Here is a 25,109-nt window from a genome sequence, read left to right on the forward strand (position 1 = left end):
TACAGTGACTGTTACTGATGCTAATGCATGTACATTAACCAGAACATTCACTATTACACAATCAGCTCCGGTAGCGGCTCCGACGGGAACTTCGCCTCAGAATTTTGCTCCTGGAAGTACTCTGAGTGCTTTGGTAGTAACTGGTCAGAATATCAAGTGGTATGCTTCATCTTCAGACGCACAGAACCATGTAAACAGTCTGCCGCTTAGCACAGCTTTGGTGCACAATACTACTTATTATGCTACACAGACTGTAGGATCATGTGAGTCTATAGCTTCTTTAGCAGTAGTGGCAATTAATACTACTCTTGGTGTTGCTGATAATACAAAAACAAAATCTCAGCTTCAGATTTATCCTAATCCGGTAAGAGATATTTTGAATTTCAGCGGACAGGAAGTGATCACCAAAGCAGTAATTTTTGCTGCAGATGGAAGAAGAGTAACTGAAAAGAAACTACAATCAGGGGAAAGAAGCATTGATGTTCACGCTTTACCTCAGGGAGTATATCTGATTCAGGTATTTACAGATAATGGTATGCAAACCTTTAAATTCATTAAGAAATAGTTTCATACATTTAATCAATTATAATAAAGGGACTGTCTAATTTTAGGCAGTCCTTTTTATTAATCTTAGATATTATTATGAAATATTTGGTAAACCTGTATAATGGTTCCGTAAATTCTGGAGTGGCGAGGTAATTTTCACTCATAATTCATAATTTTTTTAATAGTTTTCTAAAATAATATGATTTATTCATAAAGTGAAATAATGTCAGTACTTAAAAGAAGAACTCTTAACTTTAGTAATCTATTCATATGCTATGACTTACAATATACCTGAAAACTTAAAAGGACTTACAGAAGCCGAAGTTGAACTTTCCAGAAAAAAATACGGATACAACACTTTGGGAGAAGTTCAGAAAGAAACATGGATGAATGTTCTTGTCAGCATTCTGAAGGAACCGATGCTTATTTTACTGATTTGTGTTTCATTTATTTATATTCTGATAGGAGATTACGGGGAAGCGCTATTTATGTTTGCTGCCATACTTGCCGTTACGGCAATCTCTTTTTACCAGGATAATCGAAGTAAAAAAGCGCTGAAAGAACTGGAAAAGCTTAATGAACCTTTAAGCAAAGTAATCCGGAATTCAAAAATCATAGAAATTCCAACTTTTGAAATTGTGGTGGGGGATTTATGTATTACTGAAGAAGGGAATCTGATTAATGCAGACGGAAGAATTGTACACAGTAATGATTTCTCAGTCAATGAATCTTCTCTTACCGGAGAAAGTTATTCTGTATTTAAAGACAGCGAATCTGAAGATAATGAGATATTCAGCGGAACAGTAACCGTTTCCGGTCTTGCAGTATATAGGGTAGACCGTATTGGCAGAGAAACGAGAGTAGGAAAAATAGGACAGTTTATTATCAATATCAAAGAAGAAGAATCGCCGCTGCAGATCCAGATCCGGAAGTTTGTAAAAGGAATGGCGATCATCGGAATCATTATTTTTCTGGGAGTCTGTACTTTCAGTTTCATCAAAACGGGAAATTTTCTTGGCAGTCTTTTGAACGGTCTTACGCTGGCTATGTCCGTGCTTCCTGAGGAAATTCCTGTGGCTTTTACAACTTTTATGGCATTGGGAGCCTGGAAGCTGATGCGAAACGGTATTATCATCAAGCGGAGCAGTATTGTGGAAACTTTGGGAAGTGTAACGGTAATCTGCACCGATAAAACAGGAACAATCACTGAAAATGTTATGCAGCTTAAATATCTTTATGATTACCGCTCAGATATGGTGTACGGACAGGAAGAATTTAATTCGGAAAAACTAAATCGGCTGATTGATTATGCTATGTGGAGCAGTGAGCCTGTTCCTTTTGATCCTATGGAAATTACGCTTCACAAAACCTATGAGCAGAACCGTCCTGATGATGAAAGAAAAAGCTATAAACTTTTTCATGAATATCCGTTGGAAGGTAAGCCTCCGATGATGACCCATCTGTTTGAAAATGAACAGAAAGAAAGAATTGTTGCTGCGAAAGGAGCACCGGAAGCTATCATTAATGTTTCCAGGCTTTCAGAAGAAGAAAAAATTAAAATACGTGGAGTAGTAAAAAAATTCGGAGAACAGGGATACCGGGTTTTGGGAGTGGCGATGTCAGGCTTTGAAGGAAATGATTTCCCGGAAAAACAACAGGATTTCAGTTTTGACTTCCTTGGATTAACCGTATTTTATGATCCTCCTAAAAAAGAAATTAAAAAAGTATTGGAACAGATCTATAATGCGGGGATAAAAATAAAAGTAATTACAGGAGATAATAGCGATACAACACAGGCTATCGCCCTGCAGGCGGGAATTAAAAACAGTACGGCCGCGGTGAACGGTAATGATGTTGCATCGGCTTCAGAAGAGGGATTGATGAAAATTGCCGAAGAGAAAACCTTATTTACCAGAATGTTTCCTGAAGCAAAACTTAAAATAATCACGGCCTTAAAAAAGCAGGGTATGGTAGTAGCCATGCTTGGAGACGGTGTAAATGACGGACCGGCCTTAAAAGCAGCACATATTGGTGTGGCAATGGGAAATAAGGGAACTGAAATTGCCAAATCGGCAGCAGCAATGGTGCTTATGAATGATGATCTGGAAAAATTGGTTGTTGGGATTGCTGCGGGGCGGAGAATTTATGCCAATATTAAAAAAGCGGTTCAGTATATTATTTCTATTCACATTCCCATTATACTTACCGTTTCCTTGCCTCTGTTTTTAGGTTGGGTATTTCCCGGTATTTTTACTCCGGTACATGTTATATTTTTAGAGCTGGTTATGGGACCTACCTGCTCTATTGTCTACGAAAATGAACCTATGGAGAAAAATACCATGAATAATCCGCCAAGAAAGCTTACGGATACTTTCCTCAACTGGAAAGAACTTACCATAAGTATTATTCAGGGATTGGTAATAACGGCCGGAATATTAGGTATCTATCAATATTCCGTCTATCTTGGAAATGATGAAATCAAAACCAGGGCGCTCGTTTTCAGTACTCTGATTTTTGCCAATATATTGCTCAGTCTTGTAAACAGGTCTTTTTATTACAGCTTTATAGAAAGTTTTAAAAACCGTAATTCGCTGCTTGCGGGGATTACGGTATTGGTATTGGTACTGCTTTTTGTTATTCTGTATATAGATCCTGTTTCAAGGTTCTTTAATGTAACATCTCTGGATATCAATGAGCTATTGCTGGTAGTGGCTACAGCTGCTGTTTCGGTACTATGGTTTGAACTTTATAAATTTGCTAAAAGAGTTTCAGTTTGATATCGACAATATTATCATTACATTATGGATTATATTAAAACTTCGGGCGAAACCTTTGGTTCCGCCCGAAGTTTATTGTAAATACTTTATTTACCGAAAAATAGTTTGTCTTGTTTTCGTTGCTCATCATAAATTTCCTGGAAGCTTGCCGGCATATATTGATAAAGAAGTTTCCAATGCTGAATTTTAGCATGTTTTTTAAAACTTTCAAAAGATCTTACAAAGAGATTTTCAATAATATCTTTTATATAAGAATTCCCGTTTCGATAGATCAGATGCATCAGTTTCATATGATGGGAAATGATATTTATCTTTGCTTCCAACAGGAGACTTTTCAAATAATTGATAGTGGCCTGAATGATACCTGCAAAATTATTCTGTACGGAAAGTTGGGAGATTTCGGTGCGCAACGGCGGGTAAAAAAACTTTAAATATTCAACAGCTATTTTTTGATCAATAGTTTGCATTGGTGCATTCATCATAATTAATTTCAAGTACTTTATTTAAACGAAAACCGTACCAAAGTTTATAAATTCCGTGGAAACAGTCTGAAAATAAAATATAATCAGATACTGTGGCTGTAAATCTGTCGGGCATACACTTTTTGAAGGTCAGGTGAAAGACGACTGAAAATCAGATCACGGTATTCTTTAGCACAGAAAGCGGTACAGCTGTCCAGTGAATACACAAAAGAATTTTCAATTGCACTTTTTACCATCTTATCTCCTTTGTTGTACAATTCATTCATTTTTCCAAGGCATTTAAATAAACAGCTGGTGTTGTTCTGCCGGATCATGTTTTTTACTTTATCGGTTAAAAAACCAATAATATGATACGAATTCTCTATTTTTTTTTCATTAAGATCATTGCAGATTTCCGGAATTGCAACGGTTATTTCCTGAGTGGCTTGTAAATAGTTCATATATTTTGTGGTTGGTTAAAAAAATATTATCAATAGATTTAATAATAGTTGAAAGGCTATCAGAAGGATATTCACAATCATAATGCCAAATTTCAGGTTGGTGTGGGGTATTCAAATGTATTGTTTTGATAGTCAGGTTATTATTTATAAATAGCTAATCCGGTCACCAGACCGGCCACTCCCAAATTGACAAGGTTTTTTTATCAAAATGAAATGGTGCTGATTCTCTGATATTATTAATATCTTTGCAGTCCAAAAATATTCAGGAGATGTTTTCAAAAATCGTAATGCACAGAGTAGGAAATAAAATCAACGGAGAATCGTTAATGCTTTCTCAGGAAGAACTTCAGCTTGATGAGGGAATGGCAGAGCTGCTGGAGAATTATTTTCTTGGATCTTTCAAATCAGAAGAAACGTTTCATTTTTACAGCGATTCTTATCTGGTGAATAATCCGGTCTACAGTTCCGTATCTGAAATTTTTGATGACAAGGCCAAATTTCTCTGGGAAGCGGAAAATATTGCCAAACATCTTTTTGAAGCAGCCGAAAATCCAAGAGTTCAGGGAGGAGAATTATTTATCATTTATTTTGAAGATGAAAGAGAAGGCACTGAAAAAGTTGACAAAATCGGGATCTTTAAAATGGAAAAAAGAGAATCTTTCCTTAAAATTTCTCCTCAGGAAGACAGTTTCGTGATAGAAAAAGATCAGGGTATCGGTCTTTCCAAAATAGATAAGGCGGCTCTTATTTATAATAATGATAAAGAAACGGGGTACGTACTTTCTGTAGTGGACAACAATAAAAACGGGGATATGTATTACTGGTTTGAAGATTTTCTGAAGGTAAAACAGCGTGATGACGAATATTTCCACACCCAGGAAGCATTGATGGTATATAAAGATTATATCACCAAGCAGCTTCCGCAGGAATTTGAAGTTTCCAGGGCAGATCAGGCAGATTTTCTAAACAAATCCATCAATTTCTTTAAAGAAAAAGAAGAATTTAATCTGGATGATTTTAATAAAGAAGTACTTCAGGATGAGCATGTTATTGAAAGCTTCGTAAATTTTAAAACCGATTACGAGCAGGATATGCAGATCAATATCGCAGAAGAATTCCCGATCAATGAAACGGCCGTAAAGAAAACCCAGAGGCATTTTAAAAGCATCATTAAACTGGATAAGAACTTTCATATTTATATCCATGGCGACCGCCAGAAATTGGCGCAGGGAGAAGATGAAAAAGGGAAATATTATATGCTGTACTTCGAAAAAGAAGTGTAATGTTTAACGGTTGTGTATTTTGCAAAATAGTTAGCGAACAAGCTGCTACGGCAAAAATTGTTGCTATTTAAAATAAACCTAAATTAAAAGGGCTATTGAGCTGTATAAATTATTCCATTAAAATAGAAAGCAGAATAACTTTTTTGAATTTTTTTAATCGATTATCACAGTTTAGGGTAATATTTTTTGTGTGGTATCTCTTTCATTTAAAAAAATACCACAGCTTTAAAATTTTTTTTATATTTGATTGATCAAAGTATTATATGAATTTTGTAGAGTGTCATGAAGAGCCTATCCATATTCCGGGCTACGTACAAAGTTTTGGCTATCTGATTGGCATTGACGCAGAATCTCATTCCATCACTTTTTTCAGCAAGAATATTGAGGATATTTTTAAAATCGAAAGTTCTGAAGAGCTTTTCGGTAAAAAACTTACGGATTTTCCGGAAGCTTTCGGCAGTATTATTAGCTCCGATATATTTAAATCCCTACCTAATTTCACGCGGAGAGATAATGAAACGTTCTTTGATAAAGTATTTATCGGAGACAATCAGTATCACTTATCGGCATTCAGAAGTAAAGGGAATATTTTTCTTGAATTTGAAAAGGTTCTTGTAAATCCCAATAAGCAGATTACCAACAAATATGATAATTTTTATATTGTTGAAAATGAACAGGAAATTTGGGATCAGCTGCTTAATATATTATCTAAAATTGTGAATTATGACCGTATGATGGTCTACAAATTCATGATGGACGGTTCCGGGAAAGTTGTGGCAGAAAAAACAAACGATAACCTCGAAAGCTATCTTGGCCTTCACTATCCGGAATCTGATATTCCCATCCAGGCGAGAGAATTGTATCTTAAAAAAAGAAAAAGAATATTCAGCAATGTGCATGAGGAACCGGTACCGCTGCTAAGCAGAACGAAGGAAAGTATAGACCTTACTTATTCAACTTCACGGGCCATGTCTCCCATCCACGGACAGTATATTAAAAATTCGGGTGCGTCTTCAAGTTTCAGTGTTTCCATTATCATTGATGATTATCTCTGGGGTCTTGTTACCTGCCAGAATTCGGAACCAAAGCATATTGATCTGGAAGACCGTGTGCAGGCCGGGATTTTCACGGCACTGGCATCCAATGCGTTTTCATCTTTCAAATCGAAAAATGAACTGAATTACCGCCTCCAGCTTAATGAGGATGTTTTACGTCTAAAAGCGGAATTTTTAAAACACGATACTTTACTTGAATCCTTAACGGAAAATAAGGCGGAACTAAGAAAACTTCTTGATGCAGACGGTCTTGCAGTGGTTGCTGATGAAAATACCATTACAGAAGGAATCACACCCGAACCATCTGTCATTGAAAAAATCACCAAATGGGCCCATGAAAATATTGAAGACACTATTTACCTGAGCCGAAGTTTCCTTAAAGACTACGGTCAGCAACTTGGGCTTGATGAAAGGGCCGCGGGTGTTATTATTTATTTCATGGAACGGAATAAAAACAATGTCCTGATCTGGTTCCGTAAAGAGTTTGATGAACACATCAACTGGGCTGGGAATCCGGAGAAAAAAGTTGAGGTGGTGAATAACAACGGAGAAGAAAAAATGATGGTTTCCCCGAGGACCTCTTTCAAAATATTTACAGAAGATATTAAAGGAAGTTCTAAAAGATGGAGTTCCAGGAATATTCTGGCGCTTCAGGGAGTGCGGGACCTTATTTTAGAAGCATTACACAAAGACTATAATACCATTAAAAGGCTCAACGACGAGCTTAAAAAAGTAAATGAAGAACTCGACAGTTTTTCATACACTATTTCTCATGACTTGGGAACACCGCTTACGGTGATGAAGCTGAATGCACAGATGCTTCTTAAAACTTTGATAGACGAATCTGAGAAAAGCCGTAATAAAATTAATTCTATCATCGAAGAGATAGACAATATGGCGGAAATGATGCATGATGTTTTACAGCTCAGCCGTGCTAAACATAGTGAAATCCAGCTTGAAAAACTTGAAACGGTGCAAACCATCGAAAAGATTTGTGAAAATGCCAAAATTACTTTCGGAACTCCGAAAAGTGAAGTTATCATTAAGGCATGTCCGGAAGTTCTTGCTGATAAAACAATGCTCCATCAGGTGTTTTTAAATATCATCAACAACGCGATAAAATACTCTTCCCAACAGGAAAAACCGGTGGTGGAGATTAAAGGGACCGAACAGGGCGAGATGGTGATCTACAGAATTTCAGACAACGGAATCGGTATTCCTGAAGAAAATAAACACAAAATGTTTAAAATTTTCAACAGGATGGATAATGCCAAAAAATTCAAAGGAAATGGAGTCGGGCTATCAATTGTCCACAGAATTATGAAACGGATCGGTGGTAATGTAGAATACGAAAGTTCTCCGGAAGGCACTTCATTTATCCTAACATTTAAAAAACCTTAATGATTATTTAGGGAATATCAAAATCCTTATGACTGTATCAGAATATTTAAAACAAAATACGGCATCATACCACGATGCTGCCGAAAAGCTTTTCAACTCAAAAAAAATTTTCAGTAAAACATTTACTGTTGAAGATTATAAAAAAATTATTCACAGCAATTATTTGATGCTTTTGCATTCTGAAGATAAGATCTTTAAGAAACTTGACAAATATTCGGAAAAGCTGCAGCTCAGCGACAGAATGAAGCTGCCTTTAATTGAGAAAGATCTTAAAAGCCTTTTACTGAAAAAAGCTGTTGCCGACAGTGAACTGGAATTGACCAGTCAGCATGAAGCACTTGGAGCCATGTATGTGATAGAAGGTTCAACTTTGGGTGGAAATGTCATTGCTAAGCAACTTTCCAAAACCGACGGCTTTGATGGAATTACCTTCAACTTTTTCGGCTGTTACCACGAAAACACCGGTGCTATGTGGAAAAGCTTCAAAGAAACCCTTGATGCCGAAGTCCATGAAAATAATTATGATGAGGTATTATCCGGTGCCAAAAAGCTTTATTCATTCCTGCTGAACGTCAGCTAAACAGATTTTATATTCTAAATAACGTTTTTAAGATAATTAAATTCCTGAAAGATTGCTCAATTTTTCAGGAATTGTTAAATTTGGGAGCTTTCAATTTTAAGCTAAATAAATAATTCTAATAAATAATTTAAAAGTTATATTATGAAACGGTAAAGTTCATAATACCTTTAAAAACAATAAATAAATATAAATATATTATGAAAGTAACTGTAGTAGGTGCAGGCGCTGTAGGAGCAAGCTGTGCAGAATACATCGCTATGAAAAACTTCTGTTCGGAAGTGGTTTTGGTAGATATTAAAGAAGGATTTGCTGAAGGTAAGGCAATGGATCTGATGCAGACGGCATCTCTTAACGGATTCGATACGAAAATTACCGGTACAACAGGAGATTACAGCAAAACTGCAGGTTCTCATGTAGCTGTTATTACATCTGGTATTCCAAGAAAACCGGGGATGACGAGAGAAGAACTGATCGGTATCAATGCAGGAATTGTAAAAGAAGTTACTGAAAATTTAGTAAAACATTCTCCGGAGGTAATCATCATTGTTGTTTCCAATCCAATGGATACAATGGCTTACCTTGTACACAAAACTTCCGGTCTTCCTAAGCACAAAATCATCGGAATGGGTGGAGCGCTGGATTCTGCAAGATTCAAATACAGATTGGCTGAAGCATTAGAAGCTCCGATTTCGGATGTAGACGGAATGGTAATCGCTGCTCACAGTGATACGGGAATGCTTCCTCTATTGAGCAAAGCTACAAGAAACGGGGTTCCTGTAACTGAATTCCTTGATGCCGAACAACAAAAATATGTAATCGAAGAAACAAAAGTAGGAGGTGCAACGCTTACCAAATTATTGGGAACTTCTGCATGGTATGCTCCCGGAGCTGCTGTTTCCGTAATGGTTCAGGCAATCGCTTGCGATCAGAAAAAAATGATCCCTTGTTCATTAATGCTTGAAGGAGAATACGGACAAAATGATATCTGTCTTGGTGTTCCTGCCATCATCGGAGCAAACGGTGTTGAAAAAATCGTAAACGTAACCCTTACTGCTGAAGAGCAATTGAAATTCGCTGAAGCAGCCAATGCAGTAAGAGAAGTGAACGGAGATCTTAAGTTTTAATAGATAAACTTTTTACCTTATATATGAACTCCGCGCCCGAAGGGCGCGGAGTTTTATTGAATACATTCATAATTCTTATACAATGCTTTCACATAAATCTTTTAATTAAAAATTACAGGGGCGTAAGAGCAGTATTTGCAGAAACTTTAATCATATTCTCCTGAGAAGTATACCAACCTACAAATCTTTCATATTCTTCCTTATGTGAACTTAGCCATGTAGTAAAAGCCTCCTTATCCCCCATTTGAAAAATATAAAAATTGTAAGCATCGAATACTTTATTATCTTCCATTTTTTTGAAATAATCAAATAAAACATTTGGATAATCTTTTTTTAATTTATCATTGTAAAGAATAAGGAATTTATTTCGGATTTCAGCAAAACTATTGAGACTGAATTCTTTTTGATCTATTGCAGCCAAAGCGAGATTAGCTTCAAACAACAAACAAAAAGGCATTTTTAATTTTTTCTCAGGATAAAGCTTAATCGACTTACATATCGATATTTCTAAAGACTTACTATTTTTAAAATTTATCGAAGCTTTATAAGTGTCATAAAGCTTTTTGCTCATTTCCTGTGACCTTTTAGTCGTTCTTTCAAGGTTTAAAAATATTTCGCCATAAATGAGTCCGGATAATTTATTATCAGAATTTAAGAAAATATTTGCAGCCCTATAATAATTTGAAGAATACATTGGTTCGGCTTTCATTCCTTGCTCATACAATTCTATTGCAGTATTATAATCTTGATCCGATTCAAAAATTACTCCCTTTTCAAGATATAATCTTCCTGAATTCGGAAACTTTTTCAGGCCTTCGTCATAAATAGCTATTGCCTTTTTAGGATTGTTATCATAATCATATGTATTTCCTAAAAGTTGATAATAATCTGATTTTATGTCTTGGTAATTCTTAATTTTTTCGAGTTTTGAGATAGCACTTTTATATTCTTTTTTACCTATTAAAGCGTAAGCAATTTCGTAGGGATAGGTATAATCACTGGAATCAACTTTTTCACATTCTTCAAGAATAGCAATGGCTTCATCAAATTCTGACTGATCAATGAGCTTAACTGCATCATATACTTTCTCACATTTGAAAGTTTTTTTCTGGGCATTGCAAAAATGGAAAGAAGTAATTATTATTACAATTAAAGTAGTTTTCATGAAATTAGCTTTGCCCAAAACTACACAAATTTAAATAATCGTAGTGCTTTTGATTGAAAATATTTTCAATCTACTGTTAACCTCAACCCCGCAGCTCCGAGGGCGAAATACCAAATTCTTTTTTAAAGACATAAGAAAAATGGGAAAGATCCTCGAAACCCAGGTCAATATAAATATCCGAAGGTTTCCGATGCTCCTTATCCAGAAGAAAGTATGCTTCCTGAAGGCGTTTTTTAATGAGCCATTTGCCCGGAGCCATATTGAAGGCCGCTTTGAAATCCCTTTTAAAGGTAGATAAACTTCTGCCAGTCATAAATGCAAAGCGCTCTAAACTGATATTGAATTTATAATTCTCATTCATGAAATGCTCCAGGTTTATTTTATGCGGAATACTGAAATTGAAAAAAATATTCTTAAGTTCCGGATTGTTCTTCAGCAGAATCATCATGAGCTCTTCCCGTTTGATGTCTACAAAATAATCATCAAGCTGTTCCGTACCATCATAGTAAGGTTCCAGAGAACGGACAAAATTTTTAACCAAATGATCTTCTTTAATGAAGATAAATGAATCGTCGTTATCTGCTGTTTCAGCAGTGTAGGAATGGCGCTCCAGAAATTTTTTAAGGAAAGCCTCATCGAAAGTTATAATTACTTTTTCAAACTGACCTTCGTCTTTATATTTGGTGTACCGCACCAGATGATTTTTCCGGGCAATACAATAATCACCGGGCTGTATCTGGTAATGTTTGTTTCCGTCATAGGCGATCATCGAACCTTTCAGCAGAAACAAAAAGAAATGCTCCGGAATGAACTGTTCCGGAGAAATTTCAGGTCCTAAATGGCAAGACTGCAGATTGTTGAATTTCATATTGTATTAAAGATACGATAAATCTATCAATGATTCATAAGACTATCAGCGCTTGCCAGTAATGCCTCCTCTCTGCTTCTGGGGTTCCAGTGGAGTATTGTTGTTGCTTTTTTGTTGGATATCTGTTTATAGAATTCATCACCAATCGGTTCCAGTTTTTTAATATGGGAAGTATATTGTGGCCTTTGTTTTTTAAACAGTTCGGCAACATCGTAAAAACTCATTACACCTTCTGCGGTTGCAATAAAACGCTCTCCCGCAGCTTCAGGATTTAGCATAGCTTTTATATGAATATCTGCAACATCTCTCACATCTACAATACCCATGGTAAAAGTAGGAGTATATTCCAGATTACCTTCCAAAATGCCGGAAACGGCAATATCCAGTGAAGCAGAGGTAATTCCGCCAAGTGCAGGACCGAATATTCCTACAGGATTAATAACGGATAATTCCAGTCCATTTCCTTCTTTTTCAATAAATTCCCAGGCTGCTTTTTCTGCCACGGTTTTCGATTTGATGTAAGCCGGAAGCTCTGTATTGATATCCGTCCAGTCATTTTCTGTAAAAACATGATTTTCAGTATTAATGCTGTAACCGACTGCCGCAAAAGATGAGGTTAAAACCACTCTTTTAACACCGGCGTTTCTTGCTGCTTTCAATACACGCAAAGCACCGTCTCTTGCGGGAATGATCAGTTCATTTTCATCTTTCGGGTCCTGAGCCGGGAAAGGGGAGGCCACATGAAGAACATAGTCACAGCCTTTTACAGCTTCATCCCAATTGTTGTCACTGGTGAGATCCGCTTCAAAGAAAGTGAGGTTTGAAAAATCTGAAATTCCGCCTTCTTCCAACGCTTTAATGATGCTGTCCTTTTTTGAAAGTGAACGAAGTGTCGTTCTCACATCATATCCTTGCTGTAATAATTGTAATACAGTATGAACTCCAAGAAATCCTGTTCCTCCCGTCACCAAAACTGTTGTCTTTGTATTTTCCATTATTTTAAATTTTACAATACAAAGTTGGGTAATATCCGGAGTTAAGAATTTGTTGTACGGTTCAAATTTTGTTTGTTGTGGAGTTCAGATTAATACAAAATCTCCTACGGGAAAATCCGCAGGAGAAAAATATATGAAATCTAACTTCGATCAGTTTTGTTTAATTCTTATTAAAAGTGACAAAAGCATCTTCGGCAGCGGCAAAAAAGTTATCGTATAACACTCCTGTATTTCCAACACGAATTTCATAAATATCTTCCTGAAGGGCTTTCACCAGATCGTTCGCAACATCCGAAGCCGGAATTCCGTTTTCCCGACCACCGATTTCTACGGAAAAATCTGTATTTACCAAAGGCGGCATCAGTTCAAAAACTTTTACTTGCGTGTCTTTTGCCAGTTCATGTCTCAACGATTGGGTATGAGAGTGCAGCGCTGCTTTGGAATCTGAATATGTTGGAAGATAAACACCGGGAACAAAAGCCACAATAGATGAAACATTTACAATAGCCGCTTCGCTTTGCTGTTTTAGTAGCGGAAGAAATTTTTCAGATAATCTGATGGGCGCAAAATAATTGGTGGTGAACTCCGTAACCGCTTTACTGTAAGCGTCCCCGTCTTTTGCAACATTGTATACATAGGCGCTGCCGGCGTTGTTAATTAAGATATTCAGCCCGCCAAAATTTATTTTCACTTCTTCCACCAGACGGTCTATATCTTTTTCGTTGGTTATATCAGCCTGGATCGTGTGAACATTGTGCAGGTCTCTCGCTGCGGCTTCTAATTTTTCTTTTGTTCTGCCGACGATAATAATGGTATTGTCCGGACTCAATGCTTTGGCAATTGCTAATCCGATCCCGGAACCTCCTCCGGTAATTAAAATGGTGTTGTTTGTAAGGTTCATAATAATTTGTTTTGTTTAAAGTTATCTGATTTATAAATTGTACTATTCGGTACAAAATTGATTAAAGTTTATTAATATTTAAGAGTTGTAAGTATAGGATGGTATTAAATTATATTTAAAATTAGGGTATCTTTATTCGAGGATTCTCAAATTCATTTCAATCATCGATCTGAGTGTTTCGTGGGAGGCTTCCATGCGTCTTGTTACATGAATTCCGTTCCAGAGATTGGTAAGATGCCATGCCAGAACTTCAGGATCATCACTGTTTTCAAGCGTTCCGTTTTCTTGGGCTTTACGAATGACTGTTGCAAAAATTTTCTGGAGGTTTTTTAATAATCCTGCAGTGATTTTTTTAATATCCTCGTCTTTCTCAGAAAGCTGAACCAGTGCATTTCCAAGATAGCAGCCTCTGTCTATATCACAGTTTTCAGCATCGGCCAGAACCAAAAAAAAACGTCTGATAAACTGGATCTGATCATCCGAATGTTCAATTGCAGAAATAATTTTTTTACTAAATTCTTCAGCGAATTGCTTTAATGAGCGAATATAAAGTTCCTGCTTTCCCCCTTTGAACGCAAGGTAAAAACTGCCTTTACCGATTCCCATGGCATTTAGCAGCTCATCTGCGGAAGCAGTATCGTAGCCTTTATTTCTAAAGACTTCTGTTGCTTTATCTATCGCTTCTTTTTCGTCGAATATTTTCGGTCTTCCTGCCATTTTTGTATTTTGTTGAGACGAAGGTATTAAATTGTACTGTTTAGTACAAAATTAATTTTCAAATATCTTTTATAGTTTTTGTCGATAATTATTGAAGTGAATTTAAAACCCTTTCGAACTCAAGGTCACGGTTATCGAGAATATCCTGATCCGTATATTTGATTAATTCATTGATTCTGATTCCTTTTTGCTGAGTCTGCGAATTATCAGGATAAAAGATTCCATTTCCAGTAAATTCCAGAATGTAATCACCGGGAAGATTGATTTTAACCACATCTCCATCTGCACCTGAAGTTTGCTGCCCGATTGTTATCGATTGTGGGAAAATTTTCTGCAGGCTCATAGAATACCATTCACTTGCACTGCGTGTATCGGGATTTACAAGTATAAAGACTTTTCCGGAATAGGAATGCGTTGTTTTATTTTCAATTTCCGGATAATTATATTTTGGATCCCGGAGATTAAAGGTGCCTAAATTTTTCAAATTAGGTTCATAATATTTATAAAAATAATTTTCGACAGGCGAGAAGTATTTATAAACATAATGAAAAATGAAGCCACCCCAATCCGGATAACCCCTCATATCAAAAACAATGGCCTTTTTACGCGAGGCATTTTCCAGGATGCTGTCCATTTTAGCATCTAATTTATCATCGTCAACATTCTCCATGAAATGCATCGTTGCATCGGTTTTAAAATAGGCAATATCCTTGTTGTCTAAATGGCGGTTTTCTATTGTCCTGTTTTTATGGTTGATATAATTAACAAGAGCAGAAACTTGTGATTTATCAGTTGCATTGATTAATTCAATTTCTGTAGAGAATTTTTTGGAACCGGAGCGTACCGCTAAAGTTTTCTTGGGTAAATTATCGGGCCATATCAAATTGTACTCGTAGGTTGAAAGAACGTATAGTAATTTCTGATGATTGGAAACCGAAAGTAATCTCGCTTTTTCCTTAATAATTTCAGAGACTTTCTTTCCATTGATTTCGGTTATCTTATCACCGGTTTTTATACCGGCTTTATTGCATATTTCATGGAAAATGAGATGTGTAACCAACAGATGATCTCCCACAATCTGAAAATCAAATGGTGAATAATATGAAACATTGAATAATATCCCGTCTTTGTAATTGAGCTGACGGTAAAAAGAAAAAGCGTGACTATCCTGAAATTGTGAAACGGCTTTTGCTAAGACCCTCTCAAAATCTTTCCGTGTTGATGATTGTACAGCTTCATCCAGTAAAATATTAAAGTAAGAATCGAAATTTTTATCCATTAAATATTTGTGTGGAAAAAGATAATCAACAGTACCCTGTATTTTTGCCATGGTCAATAGCCTGTACTTCAGCGGTAGATTTTCTTCTTTGGGGAAGGTGTATTCTTTCTCATCACTTACTGATTTTCCTTTTGGTAAAAGTCCGTAATCAAAGCGGTTTTTGTAGATGTTGTTCAAAAGGTTTTTATTTTCTACCGTAATCTTTTTATTTTTTTGAAACCAGTCGAAATTTTGATTTACAAAAAGGATATCCTTATTGTTATCAATAATAGGTGGCGAAGAAAATTGGGTATTTAAATTCTGTGTTATTAAAGTAATGATTTCGTTGAAATTCTGTTTCGGCCTAACTTTTTCGATATTGACTAAAAACAAACTATCGGCATCGATTTTTCCACTGGCAAGATCGGGATGATAATATTTCACGAAATTCCATGTCTTAATGAAATCTGCATATTGATTTTTCTGGGCGAAAATAAATTGCTGAATTGTAATAATTAGTGTAAAAATGGTGATTTTTTTCATGATAATAAGTAGTTTATAAATATAGTATATATATTTTAATAAAAATTATTTATTACCATAATGGGCTGAGTGTTCTTATGTTAATAGATCAAAACTCATAAAAATTGCCGTTTCAGTAGAATCATTGTATAGTTTTGTGTTGATACCGGTTATTGAAAATCCGGCTTTCTGAAAGAATTTAATCGCATGGTAATTGGTGTTTTGCGTTTCAACTTCTACCATCCGACATTGTAAATACCTTGCTTCACGATTAATTGCTTTAATGAGCAGCTTTCCGATATTCTGTCCTCTGAAGTCTTCACTTACCAAAAGGGTTTCAATAAAAAGACTATTGTTCCATGCTCTGAAATCACAAACCGTCCAGGCTATCAGCTCACCGTTATGAAACGCTCCGAAAGAATGTCCCCGGCTGATAATGGAGTTGAGCCGTTCAAAATTCTCCTCATGATTCCAGATTTTACTGTAATACTGTTTTTTTTCTCTTAAACTGAATTCAAAAGTATTTCCTGCTTCAATAGCAGATACTACATATATTTTATCGGTAGTATAGCCGTCTAAGCTCCAATCCAGTATGGGACTTCCGGGAAAGCTTTCAAGTTTTCGTATTTCCATCGATGAAATGAGGATGTTGATTGATTCTATTTGAAACCATTTCTAGCGCGTAGTTTTGGTACTGAACATATTGCTGCCGGTTACATAAAGCAAAACCTGTAAAATAATAAGAACCGAAATTACAGCTACCCTGATCATCGCGTTTTCGGCAAACCGGTTTCTGATGGTTTCCATATAGTTGATCTTCTCGATCGCAAATTCCTTAAGGCGGGCAATGTCCGTAAATTCATTTACTTTTTTGATCTCCGAATTGATTTCAGCTTCGTTGAGTGTGGTGGCCACATTGATCAGGTTGATATTGCTTATAAAAAGCCATGCAAATAAAATGATGGAAACTGATAAAAGAAAAGGTCGGAGAAGTTTCATTTTTCTGTGTATTAATAAGGATTTGATATTTCTCAAATTTAACTAATTTGAAACAAACTCCATACAAATAATATACCTTAAACTTTTTTAAGACAATTATTTACCATTTTAAAAGGAAAAATTACCGAATAATACATCTTATAAACAGCAGGAAACTGAAATTTAAACAAAATTTCATATACCAAAAATTCAAAACCCGTAAATTTGCTCACAATAAAATGTAATTCAATGCTTAGGAAAATTTCGATTGCAACAGCAGTTATTGTATCTGTAACGGCAATCAACGCGCAGAAGATTAAAAATTCCAGACTGGAAAGGCCGAAGTTGGTGGTAGGACTGGTGGTAGACCAGATGAGATGGGATTATTTATACCGTTATTATAACAAATACGGCAATGATGGTTTTAAAAGATTACTGAATACGGGCTATTCTCTGAATAACGTTCATATCCCTTATATACCCACTGTTACGGCATTGGGACACACCTGCATCTATACGGGATCAGTTCCGGCCATTCACGGTATTGCGGGAAATGACTGGACAGATAAGGAAACCGGCAAAAATGTGTACTGTACCACAGACGAGTCGGTAACACCGGTTGGGACTACCAATACAAAAGTAGGAAGCCACTCTCCGAAGAATTTATGGTCAACCACTATCAGTGACGAACTGAGAATGGCTACTAATTTTCAGGGTAAAGTAATTGGTGTTTCTCTTAAAGACAGGGCTTCTATTTTACCGGCAGGTCATACCCCGAACGGTGCTTTCTGGTTTGATGATTCTACGGGAGATTTTATTACGAGCAGCTGGTATATGAATGATCTTCCGCAGTGGGTAAAAGCTTTCAATGCGCAGAAAATGCCGGAAAAATTGGTTGCTAATGGATGGAGTACCCTTCTTCCTATTGATCAGTATACTGAAAGTTCACCGGATAATTCTACGTGGGAAGGATTATTAGGAAGTGCAAAAACACCTGTTTTTCCTTACAGCAATCTGGCTTCGGATTATAAAGATAAAAAAGATAATATCCGGTATACGCCATTCGGGAATACACTGACCCTGAAACTTGCCGAAGCGGCAGTAGAAGGAGAAAAGCTGGGAAGTGATGATGTGGTGGATATGTTGGCCGTAAACCTTGCTTCCACAGATTACGCAGGACATAAATTCGGACCCAACTCTATTGAGGTTGAAGATGTATATTTAAGGCTGGATCAGGATCTTGCACAGTTTTTTAATTATCTTGACTCTAAAGTAGGAAAAGGGCAGTACACTGTTTTTCTTTCCGCAGATCATGGCGGTGCACATTCTGTAGGCTTTCTGCAGGAACATAAAATTACTACCGGATTTTTTGGCGACGGAATGGAAAAAAATATGAATGATAAGCTGAAAGAAAAATTCGGAGTTGATAAACTTATTAATGCCATTGATAATTATCAGATCTATTTCGACAGGAAACTTCTTAAAGAACATAAACTTGATCTGGATGTGGTAAGAGATTTCACCGTTGAGGAAATTGAAAATGATCCGAATGACCTTTACGCCGTTTCGGTGACAAAGGTACAGCAATCTACGATTCCGGAACCGATTAAACAAAGAATTATCAACGGGATCAACAGACAGCGAAGCGGAGATATTCAGCTGATCTCACACGATTCAATGCTTCCGCCTTATTCTAAAACAGGAACAACGCATAGTGTATGGAATTCTTATGATTCACATATTCCTTTGATTTTTATGGGCTGGGGAATTCAACATGGCGAAAGCAATAAAGCATATTTCATGACGGATATTGCTCCTACGGTTTCTTCTTTACTGAAAATACAGTTTCCAAGCGGGAACATAGGAAATCCCATAACGGAAGTAATCGGGAAATAATTTTTTTGAAAAACTGTCTAAGCTTTTTACCTCAAAAAGTACAAAGAATAATATAGTTTTAAAGCTTATCATTGCGTGATTAAAAGAATCTCAAAGTTTTAAAAATCTTTGATTTTTATTTTTTTGAAAGCTTTATTAACGAAGATTTGCAATAACTTTTGTCTCTTTTGCGGTTAAAAATATATTAGCATAAAAAATCCTTAACAAATTTGTTAAGGATTTTTTTATTCAGACGAATATTTTAGTGCCGTCTATTTTCAGCATATTCTGTTTCTCCATCTTTTTAATGGCCCGGATCACCGTTTCTATCCGCATTCCGGTAAGTGATGCAAGCTGCTGCCTGGTATACGGAATATGAAATGAAAATTTGTCATTAAACCCGAAATGGTTTTTCACATGGTTCAAAATAAGATTGAGCTTCGTTACGGGATCCTGAAAAGAAAACGGTGCAGAGGTAATGTGCTTATAACGCATACGGTCTGCCGTATAAGAGTACATGCTGAAGATCAGCTGAGGCTTTTTCAGAAGGAGTTCAATTAGTCTGTTCTTTTCAAGTTTTATAATTTCGCAGTAAGTAACGGCAATTGCATTAACCGCATATTTTTTATCATGAAAAAGATAGGTTTCGGCCAGACAATGACCATCGAAAGGTATCCCGTGGATAAACTCTTTACCGTCTTCCAGGAAGCTGCTTATTTTTACAGTACCGGTTTTTATTTGCAAATAATACTTCGGAGTGCTCTCTTCTTCAAAGATATATTCACCGGAATTATAATTTTGTTGCTCGGCACCATGTGAAAACAAGAGGTTTTCGCATATGATCATATTCTAACTGTTATTTGTTTGAGATAAAATTAACAAATAAACATGTTGATTAAAAATTTATTAATACCACATACATGCCTTATACAGGGAGATACAGAGAATAACTCTAAAAATTGAAATACCTATTATGAACGGTATGATAACAACCATTTTTTGTATATTATTGATTAGTTCATACCAAACGGATAAAATTAAATGGCAGTACACAATCTGTATACCGCCATTTAGATTTTATAGAATTATAAAAAATTAATCTTCATCATCTTCAGGTTCGTCTTCATCATCGTATTGCTCCAGAAAATACGTAAAAGTAAATTCTTCCATCTGATCTTCCGCATCTTCCAGTACGGTAAGAAGATCTTCAAAAATTTCGAGCTGATCCACCGTCATATTAACGAATTCAATATGAATCGGCATTTCAAGTCCGCCGGTAATAATATCCGATAGCGCATCCAAATTATCTCCGAAATATTCCGGAAGCGGAAGCTTTGTTTTTAATTGTGCATAGAAGTCTTCATAATCTCCTATGTCTGTAAAATCAATATATATTGTTTTCATATTCAACTGAATTTCCAGTTTTTATTCATTAAAATTTGTTTGCATTTTTTACAAAATTCCTTTTCTTCATCAGTAGGGTTTTTACCTTCTGCATTCCTCATAAAACATTTTTTTTCAGGACAATGCTGCAGTCCCTGTGTATGGCCAAGCTCATGTATTGCAACTTTAAAAAACTGCTCGTTCCGGTTCTTTTTATTAAGCCTGAAACTTGATGCAACGCAGGCAGTTCCCGGTCTGAAACCTAATCCCATAATCCCGAAATCTTTTATATTTCCTTTGGCCGCACTAATGTCTTTTGATGTTAAACCAATCGTTACAAAATTGTGGTTTGTATTTTTGCTTAAAAAAGAAATGATTGAATCTGCACGGTAACGATTTCGGGGTTTATAATAGCAATTTTTCGGCAAATCGATCGGATCGAGTATTTTTACTTTTGGATACATTTTTTTAATTTCTTTTACCAAAAATTCTACATCTCCGGAATTCATATCTTTAAAAGGCTGTACTAAAATCGTAACAACTTCAATATCTTTTATTGCTTTTTCCCTTTGTTCTGAACATGAGCATAAAGCATATAAATACAATAGATAAACTAAAATAGTCCTGAATCTTAAAATCTTTTTAGTCTTCATTACTGCTTTTCAAAGCTTTTGTAATGATTTTTTGTGAGATACACATCACCGTTTTTTGTAAAAATAATACGGTCTGCATTTCTGTTTCCGCAATGATAATTAACATCGGCCTCAAAATAGATTTGTCCTTCAGGTAAAGCTTTTTCCCGGTTCCCGAATGGATCTCCGCCAATCGCTTTTCCAGGCAATACTTCGCAAAGATTTCCTTCAGAAGGCTTCCATCCCATTTTTCTGGCTTCACTTTTAGTAATGTAATAGTCCGGAAGCTTATGATTTTGCTTAACAAACCGGATAACCGTATTTTGTTCCGTAAGCTGATCTACAGATTGCTGCTGTTCTGAAGAATTATCTGGTGCTGAAGACCCGGCACTGCTGTATTCTACAACGGGTTTTGCATGATCTTTTTGATCTTCAATGAAATTCCGGTAAATATACATCGCCGACATCCCGAAAAGAAGTCCGAGGCAGATGAAAAACAGAGATCTTGTTTTACTGTTCATAGTTTTTAATTTAAAAAAAATATAACAATCTAAGAATCTAACAATGTAAAAATTAAAAGATGTAATAATATTTAATAAAATAACTAAAGATCCTCAGAGTTTGAAAACTCACTTTATTACATTGTTACACTATCAAATTGTTCCATTAAATTATCCTCTCCATTCTTCCGGAATATCACAGATCGGAATAGGAACCATTTTATGTTTTGCCGCTTTATGCATTCTGTCGAAGATCATGAATACTTCCTTATCGCGGCCTTCATAATCTTCCACCGCTTTTATGCCGTATTCTTTCTGAATTTTTTCAAGCTCGGGATAAGTTGCTCCAATCTGGTCTTCATCAGTTCTGTCTGCATCCCAAAGTCCGTCGGTAGGAATCGCATTCTGAATACTTTCTATAAGGTTGAGAGATCTTGCCAGCTCGTACACCTCGGTTTTATAAAGATCGGCGATAGGCGAAACATCTACACCGCCGTCTCCGTATTTTGTGTAAAATCCTATTCCGAAATCTTCCACTTTATTTCCCGTTCCGCAAACCAGAAGTCCGTGAAGTTGCCCGAAATAATAAAGCGTAAGCATTCTGAAACGCGATCTTGTATTGGCCAGAGCCAGATTATTGCTCCATCTTCCTTCCACATGATCATGAACAATTCCTTCAAAACTTTCGAAAACTGGAGTCAGGTTAATGGTTTTTCCCTGCACATTAGGAAATTTTTTCTTTAGATCTTCAATATGATCCTGTGCGCGGTTTACCTGGTCTTCTTTCTGACGGATAGGCATTTCCAACAGTAAAACCTCAAGTCCTGTCATTGCGCAAAGGGTAGAGACCACTCCGGAATCCACACCTCCCGAAACCCCGATTACATATCCTTTTGCATTAGCTTTTACCGCATAATCTTTCAGCCAGTTGACAATATGGTCTATTACTTTTTGTGTCTGCATTGTTATATTTTTTTAATCTGTTTATAAGAATTTCAAAATTAAATGTTTTGAAAATAGTATTAAAAATAATTTTTATGATTCAGCTCGTACCAGAAACAAATACCGTCCGGTTCTGTAAAATCTCCGGTTTTTATGAAACCCAGTTTTTTCAGAACATGATGGGAAGCATGGTTTTCAGAATGAGCATGGGCGTAAATAACATCAATTTTTAAACCATTAAAGCCAAAATCAAGCGAAGCCCTTGCAGATTCTGAGGCATATCCTTTTCCCCAATATTCAGGCATGAAACGATAGCCGAGATCATAAACATTTTTATAGCCGTTCACTTCCCGGGCCAGAAATTTAAGCCCGCTCCATCCGATCAACAGTCCGCTTTGTTTTTCTATAACGGCAAGTCTTCCCACTCCATAATCATTATATTGCTGCCGGATCATGGTAATAATGTTTTCAGTTTCACGGATATGGGTGAGAGGCGGCATTCCGATGTATTTCATGACTTCAGGACGGGAATCCACCAGAAACATACGCTCTGCGTCTGTTTCTTCAAATTTTCTCATGATCAGTCTTTCGGTTTCCAGTTGCATTTTTATTGTTGGTGAAATCCAAAAATGGTCACATCTTTGGCTCCTTTTTTAATATCATCTTCCCGGATGGGATTTTGTTTTATATTCAGAGTTTCTAAATTCAGATTTTGAGAAATGTCCAGTTTTCGGATAAAATTATGTTCCAGATTTATATTTTTAAGATTTCTAAGGCCGCTGATATCAATGGCTTTAATTTTATTTAAAGATACAGTTAATTGGGTAATTGCAGGAGTTGATTTCAATAAAATATTTTGAATCATATTATCATCAAGATACAGCGAGGTAAGGTTTTTAAGGTTTTCTGCACTGAAGGAAGAAATCTTACACCGGGTACAGGAAAACAGCCTGAGGCTGCCCATGCTTTTTACAGAAATTACGGAAATCTTATTATCGTCCAATACAATCATTTTTGCATTCTTAAAATACGGGAGGTCTTCCGTTGAGGTAATGCCTTTTCCTACCAGAAAAATATTTTCAACGTGATCGGCTTCAGACTGAACAATATTTCCGTCTTTATTAAGATCAAAGTTTTCGATAATGGCTTTTTCAAAGTTTTTATCTTTAAATATAATTTTCTGAGCATTGAAAAAAGGGAATAACGAAATCAAAAGCCAGAAGGATATTATTTTATTTTTCATTATCATTTTATGTTTAAATCACTATTTTTGTAGACTTAATTTCATGTAAAAATATGAAGATTTTCAGAATTGTTGCACTTTCACTAGTATTCGTTTTGGGATTAAATTCCTGTAAAAAAGAACCTGAAAATAAATGGAAAGTTGAAGTAAAAAATCCTGCTGAAAAAGTAGAAATTATCGATATTTCCAAAAACTTTTATGATCAGAATTTTCCTTTAACACAATTTAAATCAGAATTTCCGTGGTTCCAGGGAACAGTAAATGATGCGGATTTTGTTAAACGCAGAGCGGATCAGGAAGAAATAAAAATTTACAAGGAAGCTATTGCTAAAATAGATGAGAAAAAACTTCAGACAGACCTTCAGGATCTCTTTTCCCATATAAAATATTATTTCCCGGCATTCAAAAGTCCGAAAGTATATCTCTTTTCGTCTGCCTTGCAGATGGTTCAGGATCCTATTTTTTACGATCCGAAAGGAAATCTGCTGTTTGTTGATGTCACAGGTTTTATGGGAGAGGGAAATCCTAATTATAAAGGGCTTGAGATGTATTTCCAGAAATCGATGAACCCCAATAATATCGTACCGAAAGTTGCCCAGATTTTTGCAGAAGGTTTTGTGAAAGAATCTCCCGACCATCAGAAATTTATAGACATGATCATTCTTAATGGTAAGATCATGATTCTGAAAGATGCATTTCTGCCGACTTATCCGGATTATCTGAAAATGAACTATACCCAGAAGCAATATGAATGGGCGGTAGCCAATGAAGCCAATATCTGGAATTATTTTGTAGAAAATAATATCATTTTTGGAGATGATCACCGATTGGAAGACCGTTTTATTGCTCCCGGACCGTTCTCAAAATTTTATACGGAAATTGATAATGAATCTTCACCACAGGTGGGAATTTTCACGGGATGGCAGATTTGCAAAGCGTATCTTAATCAAAAACCGGATATTAAACTTCAGGATTTCCTGAATACGGATGCTACGGTTATTTTTAATCAGTCTGGGTACAAACCGAAATTATAAGAAATAAGCTGTAAAATATACGGCTGATAAATATAGAAATTTAGAAAATAGAATGTTATGAGAAAAACTCAGATTACCATAGATGTAGAATTGGATGAAAATCATATCCCCGAAAATATCACCTGGAATGCTCAGGACGGAGGAATTGAAAAAGAACCTACAAAAGCAACCATGATTTCAGTGTGGGACGACAAAGCCATGGAGGCTTTGAGAATTGATCTTTGGACCAAAGAAATGCCGGTAGACCAAATGAAAATGTTTATCCATCAGATTTTGGTTTCTCTCGGAAACACTTATCAGAGAGCAACCGGTGAAGAAGATGTAGCACAGTGGATGGAAGAAATAGCAGAAGAGTTTGCCGTAAAATCGGCGATAAAAATGTAAGAATTAATATAACAATGTATCAGT

Annotated in this window: 26 protein-coding genes; 9 read left to right on the forward strand and 17 right to left on the reverse strand. The window is 36.0% G+C overall.

Translation table 11 applies throughout. The annotated features are described in order from the left end of the window. Both U9K52_RS00005 and U9K52_RS00010 read left to right on the forward strand, forming a co-directional pair. Window positions 1-565, forward strand: a 565-nt coding sequence (locus U9K52_RS00005; protein WP_322924256.1) for a T9SS type A sorting domain-containing protein, incomplete at its 5' end; no start/stop codon positions are given. Between the two features lie 256 nt (window positions 566-821). Further along, window positions 822-3,323: a cation-translocating P-type ATPase gene (locus tag U9K52_RS00010; protein WP_322924258.1), complete on the forward strand. Its 2,502-nt coding sequence runs from the start codon at window positions 822-824 to the stop codon at window positions 3,321-3,323. 86 nt (window positions 3,324-3,409) lie between these two features. Here U9K52_RS00010 and U9K52_RS00015 read toward each other — a convergent pair whose 3' ends face one another. Together U9K52_RS00015 and U9K52_RS00020 are read right to left on the reverse strand one after the other, a co-directional pair. Next, window positions 3,410-3,805, reverse strand: coding sequence for a hypothetical protein (locus tag U9K52_RS00015; RefSeq protein ID WP_322924260.1), 396 nt, complete (start codon window positions 3,803-3,805; stop codon window positions 3,410-3,412). A gap of 83 nt (window positions 3,806-3,888) precedes the next feature. After that, window positions 3,889-4,245: a hypothetical protein gene (locus tag U9K52_RS00020; protein WP_263601341.1), complete on the reverse strand. Its 357-nt coding sequence runs from the start codon at window positions 4,243-4,245 to the stop codon at window positions 3,889-3,891. Between the two features lie 269 nt (window positions 4,246-4,514). Between U9K52_RS00020 and U9K52_RS00025 the strand changes: the two genes are divergently transcribed. The 4 genes from U9K52_RS00025 to U9K52_RS00040 all read left to right on the forward strand — a co-directional run bounded on the left by U9K52_RS00025 (window position 4,515) and on the right by U9K52_RS00040 (window position 9,688). Continuing rightward, a complete protein-coding gene (locus U9K52_RS00025; protein WP_248391488.1) occupies window positions 4,515-5,528 on the forward strand; it encodes a nucleoid-associated protein in 1,014 nt (337 codons plus the stop codon). A 263-nt stretch (window positions 5,529-5,791) separates the two neighbouring features. Next, complete coding sequence (locus U9K52_RS00030) at window positions 5,792-7,984, forward strand: ATP-binding protein (RefSeq protein WP_322924265.1); 2,193 nt, start codon at window positions 5,792-5,794, stop codon at window positions 7,982-7,984. Between the two features lie 28 nt (window positions 7,985-8,012). Further along, complete coding sequence (locus tag U9K52_RS00035; RefSeq protein ID WP_322924267.1) at window positions 8,013-8,564, forward strand: biliverdin-producing heme oxygenase; 552 nt, start codon at window positions 8,013-8,015, stop codon at window positions 8,562-8,564. A 197-nt stretch (window positions 8,565-8,761) separates the two neighbouring features. Continuing rightward, window positions 8,762-9,688, forward strand: coding sequence for a malate dehydrogenase (locus tag U9K52_RS00040; protein WP_029294870.1), 927 nt, complete (start codon window positions 8,762-8,764; stop codon window positions 9,686-9,688). Window positions 9,689-9,800: 112 nt separating this feature from the next. On the opposite strand, the gene U9K52_RS00045 is transcribed toward U9K52_RS00040, so the two are convergent. From U9K52_RS00045 to U9K52_RS00080, 8 genes are all read right to left on the reverse strand, one after another. Then, window positions 9,801-10,853: a tetratricopeptide repeat protein gene (locus U9K52_RS00045; protein WP_322924276.1), complete on the reverse strand. Its 1,053-nt coding sequence runs from the start codon at window positions 10,851-10,853 to the stop codon at window positions 9,801-9,803. 82 nt (window positions 10,854-10,935) lie between these two features. After that, entirely contained in the window at window positions 10,936-11,721 is a 786-nt protein-coding gene (locus U9K52_RS00050; RefSeq protein WP_248391492.1) for a helix-turn-helix domain-containing protein, read from the reverse strand. Between the two features lie 26 nt (window positions 11,722-11,747). Beyond that, window positions 11,748-12,716, reverse strand: a complete 969-nt coding sequence (locus U9K52_RS00055; RefSeq protein WP_322924281.1) for an aldehyde reductase — start codon at window positions 12,714-12,716, stop codon at window positions 11,748-11,750. 160 nt (window positions 12,717-12,876) lie between these two features. After that, complete coding sequence (locus tag U9K52_RS00060; protein WP_322924282.1) at window positions 12,877-13,617, reverse strand: SDR family oxidoreductase; 741 nt, start codon at window positions 13,615-13,617, stop codon at window positions 12,877-12,879. 132 nt (window positions 13,618-13,749) lie between these two features. After that, window positions 13,750-14,334, reverse strand: a complete 585-nt coding sequence (locus U9K52_RS00065) for a TetR/AcrR family transcriptional regulator (protein WP_263601333.1) — start codon at window positions 14,332-14,334, stop codon at window positions 13,750-13,752. Window positions 14,335-14,422: 88 nt separating this feature from the next. Then, entirely contained in the window at window positions 14,423-16,135 is a 1,713-nt protein-coding gene (locus tag U9K52_RS00070; protein ID WP_322924285.1) for a S41 family peptidase, read from the reverse strand. A 75-nt stretch (window positions 16,136-16,210) separates the two neighbouring features. Further along, window positions 16,211-16,747, reverse strand: a complete 537-nt coding sequence (locus tag U9K52_RS00075) for a GNAT family N-acetyltransferase (protein ID WP_322924287.1) — start codon at window positions 16,745-16,747, stop codon at window positions 16,211-16,213. 42 nt (window positions 16,748-16,789) lie between these two features. Then, window positions 16,790-17,113, reverse strand: coding sequence for a hypothetical protein (locus U9K52_RS00080; RefSeq protein WP_248391506.1), 324 nt, complete (start codon window positions 17,111-17,113; stop codon window positions 16,790-16,792). Window positions 17,114-17,341: 228 nt separating this feature from the next. Between U9K52_RS00080 and pafA the strand changes: the two genes are divergently transcribed. Further along, window positions 17,342-18,988, forward strand: coding sequence for an alkaline phosphatase PafA (pafA, locus tag U9K52_RS00085; protein WP_322924288.1), 1,647 nt, complete (start codon window positions 17,342-17,344; stop codon window positions 18,986-18,988). Window positions 18,989-19,216: 228 nt separating this feature from the next. On the opposite strand, the gene U9K52_RS00090 is transcribed toward pafA, so the two are convergent. The 7 genes from U9K52_RS00090 to U9K52_RS00120 all read right to left on the reverse strand — a co-directional run bounded on the left by U9K52_RS00090 (window position 19,217) and on the right by U9K52_RS00120 (window position 23,667). After that, a complete protein-coding gene (locus U9K52_RS00090; RefSeq protein ID WP_248391509.1) occupies window positions 19,217-19,813 on the reverse strand; it encodes a Crp/Fnr family transcriptional regulator in 597 nt (198 codons plus the stop codon). Window positions 19,814-20,062: 249 nt separating this feature from the next. Beyond that, on the reverse strand, window positions 20,063-20,371 hold the full coding sequence (locus tag U9K52_RS00095) for a barstar family protein (protein WP_263601328.1): 309 nt from the start codon (window positions 20,369-20,371) through the stop codon (window positions 20,063-20,065). Window positions 20,372-20,373: 2 nt separating this feature from the next. Continuing rightward, window positions 20,374-21,003 carry a M12 family metallo-peptidase gene (locus U9K52_RS00100; RefSeq protein ID WP_322924293.1) on the reverse strand — a complete coding sequence of 210 codons (630 nt, stop codon included), beginning with the start codon at window positions 21,001-21,003 and terminating at the stop codon, window positions 20,374-20,376. After that, window positions 21,003-21,503: a ribonuclease domain-containing protein gene (locus tag U9K52_RS00105; RefSeq protein WP_322924295.1), complete on the reverse strand. Its 501-nt coding sequence runs from the start codon at window positions 21,501-21,503 to the stop codon at window positions 21,003-21,005. Before U9K52_RS00105 ends, U9K52_RS00100 begins: the two co-directional genes overlap by 1 nt. A gap of 150 nt (window positions 21,504-21,653) precedes the next feature. Continuing rightward, window positions 21,654-22,445, reverse strand: coding sequence for an NAD(+) synthase (gene nadE / locus U9K52_RS00110; protein WP_312173138.1), 792 nt, complete (start codon window positions 22,443-22,445; stop codon window positions 21,654-21,656). A gap of 59 nt (window positions 22,446-22,504) precedes the next feature. Then, window positions 22,505-23,029: a GNAT family N-acetyltransferase gene (locus U9K52_RS00115; protein ID WP_322924298.1), complete on the reverse strand. Its 525-nt coding sequence runs from the start codon at window positions 23,027-23,029 to the stop codon at window positions 22,505-22,507. Between the two features lie 2 nt (window positions 23,030-23,031). Beyond that, window positions 23,032-23,667: a hypothetical protein gene (locus U9K52_RS00120; protein WP_322924300.1), complete on the reverse strand. Its 636-nt coding sequence runs from the start codon at window positions 23,665-23,667 to the stop codon at window positions 23,032-23,034. Window positions 23,668-23,720: 53 nt separating this feature from the next. Here U9K52_RS00120 and U9K52_RS00125 point away from each other — a divergent pair, with 53 nt between their 5' ends. Further along, on the forward strand, window positions 23,721-24,701 hold the full coding sequence (locus U9K52_RS00125) for a gliding motility protein GldB (RefSeq protein WP_263601322.1): 981 nt from the start codon (window positions 23,721-23,723) through the stop codon (window positions 24,699-24,701). 57 nt (window positions 24,702-24,758) lie between these two features. Next, on the forward strand, window positions 24,759-25,085 hold the full coding sequence (gldC, locus tag U9K52_RS00130; RefSeq protein ID WP_263601321.1) for a gliding motility protein GldC: 327 nt from the start codon (window positions 24,759-24,761) through the stop codon (window positions 25,083-25,085). Window positions 25,086-25,109: the final 24 nt, after the last annotated feature.

The sequence above is a fragment of the Chryseobacterium sp. MHB01 genome, from assembly GCF_034651565.1.
Lineage (GTDB): Bacteria > Bacteroidota > Bacteroidia > Flavobacteriales > Weeksellaceae > Chryseobacterium > Chryseobacterium nepalense.

Excerpts from the sequence above, each read along its gene's own strand:
- U9K52_RS00035 (WP_322924267.1), top strand. The coding sequence starts at position 8,013 with ATGACTGTATCAGAATATTTAAAACAAAATACGGCATCATACCACGAT.
- U9K52_RS00055 (WP_322924281.1), bottom strand. The coding sequence starts at position 12,716 with ATGGAAAATACAAAGACAACAGTTTTGGTGACGGGAGGAACAGGATTT.
- U9K52_RS00040 (WP_029294870.1), top strand. The coding sequence starts at position 8,762 with ATGAAAGTAACTGTAGTAGGTGCAGGCGCTGTAGGAGCAAGCTGTGCA.
- U9K52_RS00105 (WP_322924295.1), bottom strand. The coding sequence starts at position 21,503 with ATGAACAGTAAAACAAGATCTCTGTTTTTCATCTGCCTCGGACTTCTT.
- U9K52_RS00015 (WP_322924260.1), bottom strand. The coding sequence starts at position 3,805 with ATGATGAATGCACCAATGCAAACTATTGATCAAAAAATAGCTGTTGAA.
- U9K52_RS00070 (WP_322924285.1), bottom strand. The coding sequence starts at position 16,135 with ATGAAAAAAATCACCATTTTTACACTAATTATTACAATTCAGCAATTT.
- U9K52_RS00115 (WP_322924298.1), bottom strand. The coding sequence starts at position 23,029 with ATGCAACTGGAAACCGAAAGACTGATCATGAGAAAATTTGAAGAAACA.
- U9K52_RS00125 (WP_263601322.1), top strand. The coding sequence starts at position 23,721 with ATGAAGATTTTCAGAATTGTTGCACTTTCACTAGTATTCGTTTTGGGA.
- U9K52_RS00050 (WP_248391492.1), bottom strand. The coding sequence starts at position 11,721 with ATGAAATTCAACAATCTGCAGTCTTGCCATTTAGGACCTGAAATTTCT.
- U9K52_RS00075 (WP_322924287.1), bottom strand. The coding sequence starts at position 16,747 with ATGGAAATACGAAAACTTGAAAGCTTTCCCGGAAGTCCCATACTGGAT.
- U9K52_RS00090 (WP_248391509.1), bottom strand. The coding sequence starts at position 19,813 with ATGATCATATGCGAAAACCTCTTGTTTTCACATGGTGCCGAGCAACAA.
- U9K52_RS00045 (WP_322924276.1), bottom strand. The coding sequence starts at position 10,853 with ATGAAAACTACTTTAATTGTAATAATAATTACTTCTTTCCATTTTTGC.
- U9K52_RS00100 (WP_322924293.1), bottom strand. The coding sequence starts at position 21,003 with ATGAAGACTAAAAAGATTTTAAGATTCAGGACTATTTTAGTTTATCTA.
- pafA (WP_322924288.1), top strand. The coding sequence starts at position 17,342 with ATGCTTAGGAAAATTTCGATTGCAACAGCAGTTATTGTATCTGTAACG.
- gldC (WP_263601321.1), top strand. The coding sequence starts at position 24,759 with ATGAGAAAAACTCAGATTACCATAGATGTAGAATTGGATGAAAATCAT.
- U9K52_RS00120 (WP_322924300.1), bottom strand. The coding sequence starts at position 23,667 with ATGAAAAATAAAATAATATCCTTCTGGCTTTTGATTTCGTTATTCCCT.
- U9K52_RS00060 (WP_322924282.1), bottom strand. The coding sequence starts at position 13,617 with ATGAACCTTACAAACAACACCATTTTAATTACCGGAGGAGGTTCCGGG.
- U9K52_RS00080 (WP_248391506.1), bottom strand. The coding sequence starts at position 17,113 with ATGAAACTTCTCCGACCTTTTCTTTTATCAGTTTCCATCATTTTATTT.
- U9K52_RS00095 (WP_263601328.1), bottom strand. The coding sequence starts at position 20,371 with ATGAAAACAATATATATTGATTTTACAGACATAGGAGATTATGAAGAC.
- U9K52_RS00025 (WP_248391488.1), top strand. The coding sequence starts at position 4,515 with ATGTTTTCAAAAATCGTAATGCACAGAGTAGGAAATAAAATCAACGGA.
- nadE (WP_312173138.1), bottom strand. The coding sequence starts at position 22,445 with ATGCAGACACAAAAAGTAATAGACCATATTGTCAACTGGCTGAAAGAT.
- U9K52_RS00010 (WP_322924258.1), top strand. The coding sequence starts at position 822 with ATGACTTACAATATACCTGAAAACTTAAAAGGACTTACAGAAGCCGAA.
- U9K52_RS00030 (WP_322924265.1), top strand. The coding sequence starts at position 5,792 with ATGAATTTTGTAGAGTGTCATGAAGAGCCTATCCATATTCCGGGCTAC.
- U9K52_RS00065 (WP_263601333.1), bottom strand. The coding sequence starts at position 14,334 with ATGGCAGGAAGACCGAAAATATTCGACGAAAAAGAAGCGATAGATAAA.
- U9K52_RS00020 (WP_263601341.1), bottom strand. The coding sequence starts at position 4,245 with ATGAACTATTTACAAGCCACTCAGGAAATAACCGTTGCAATTCCGGAA.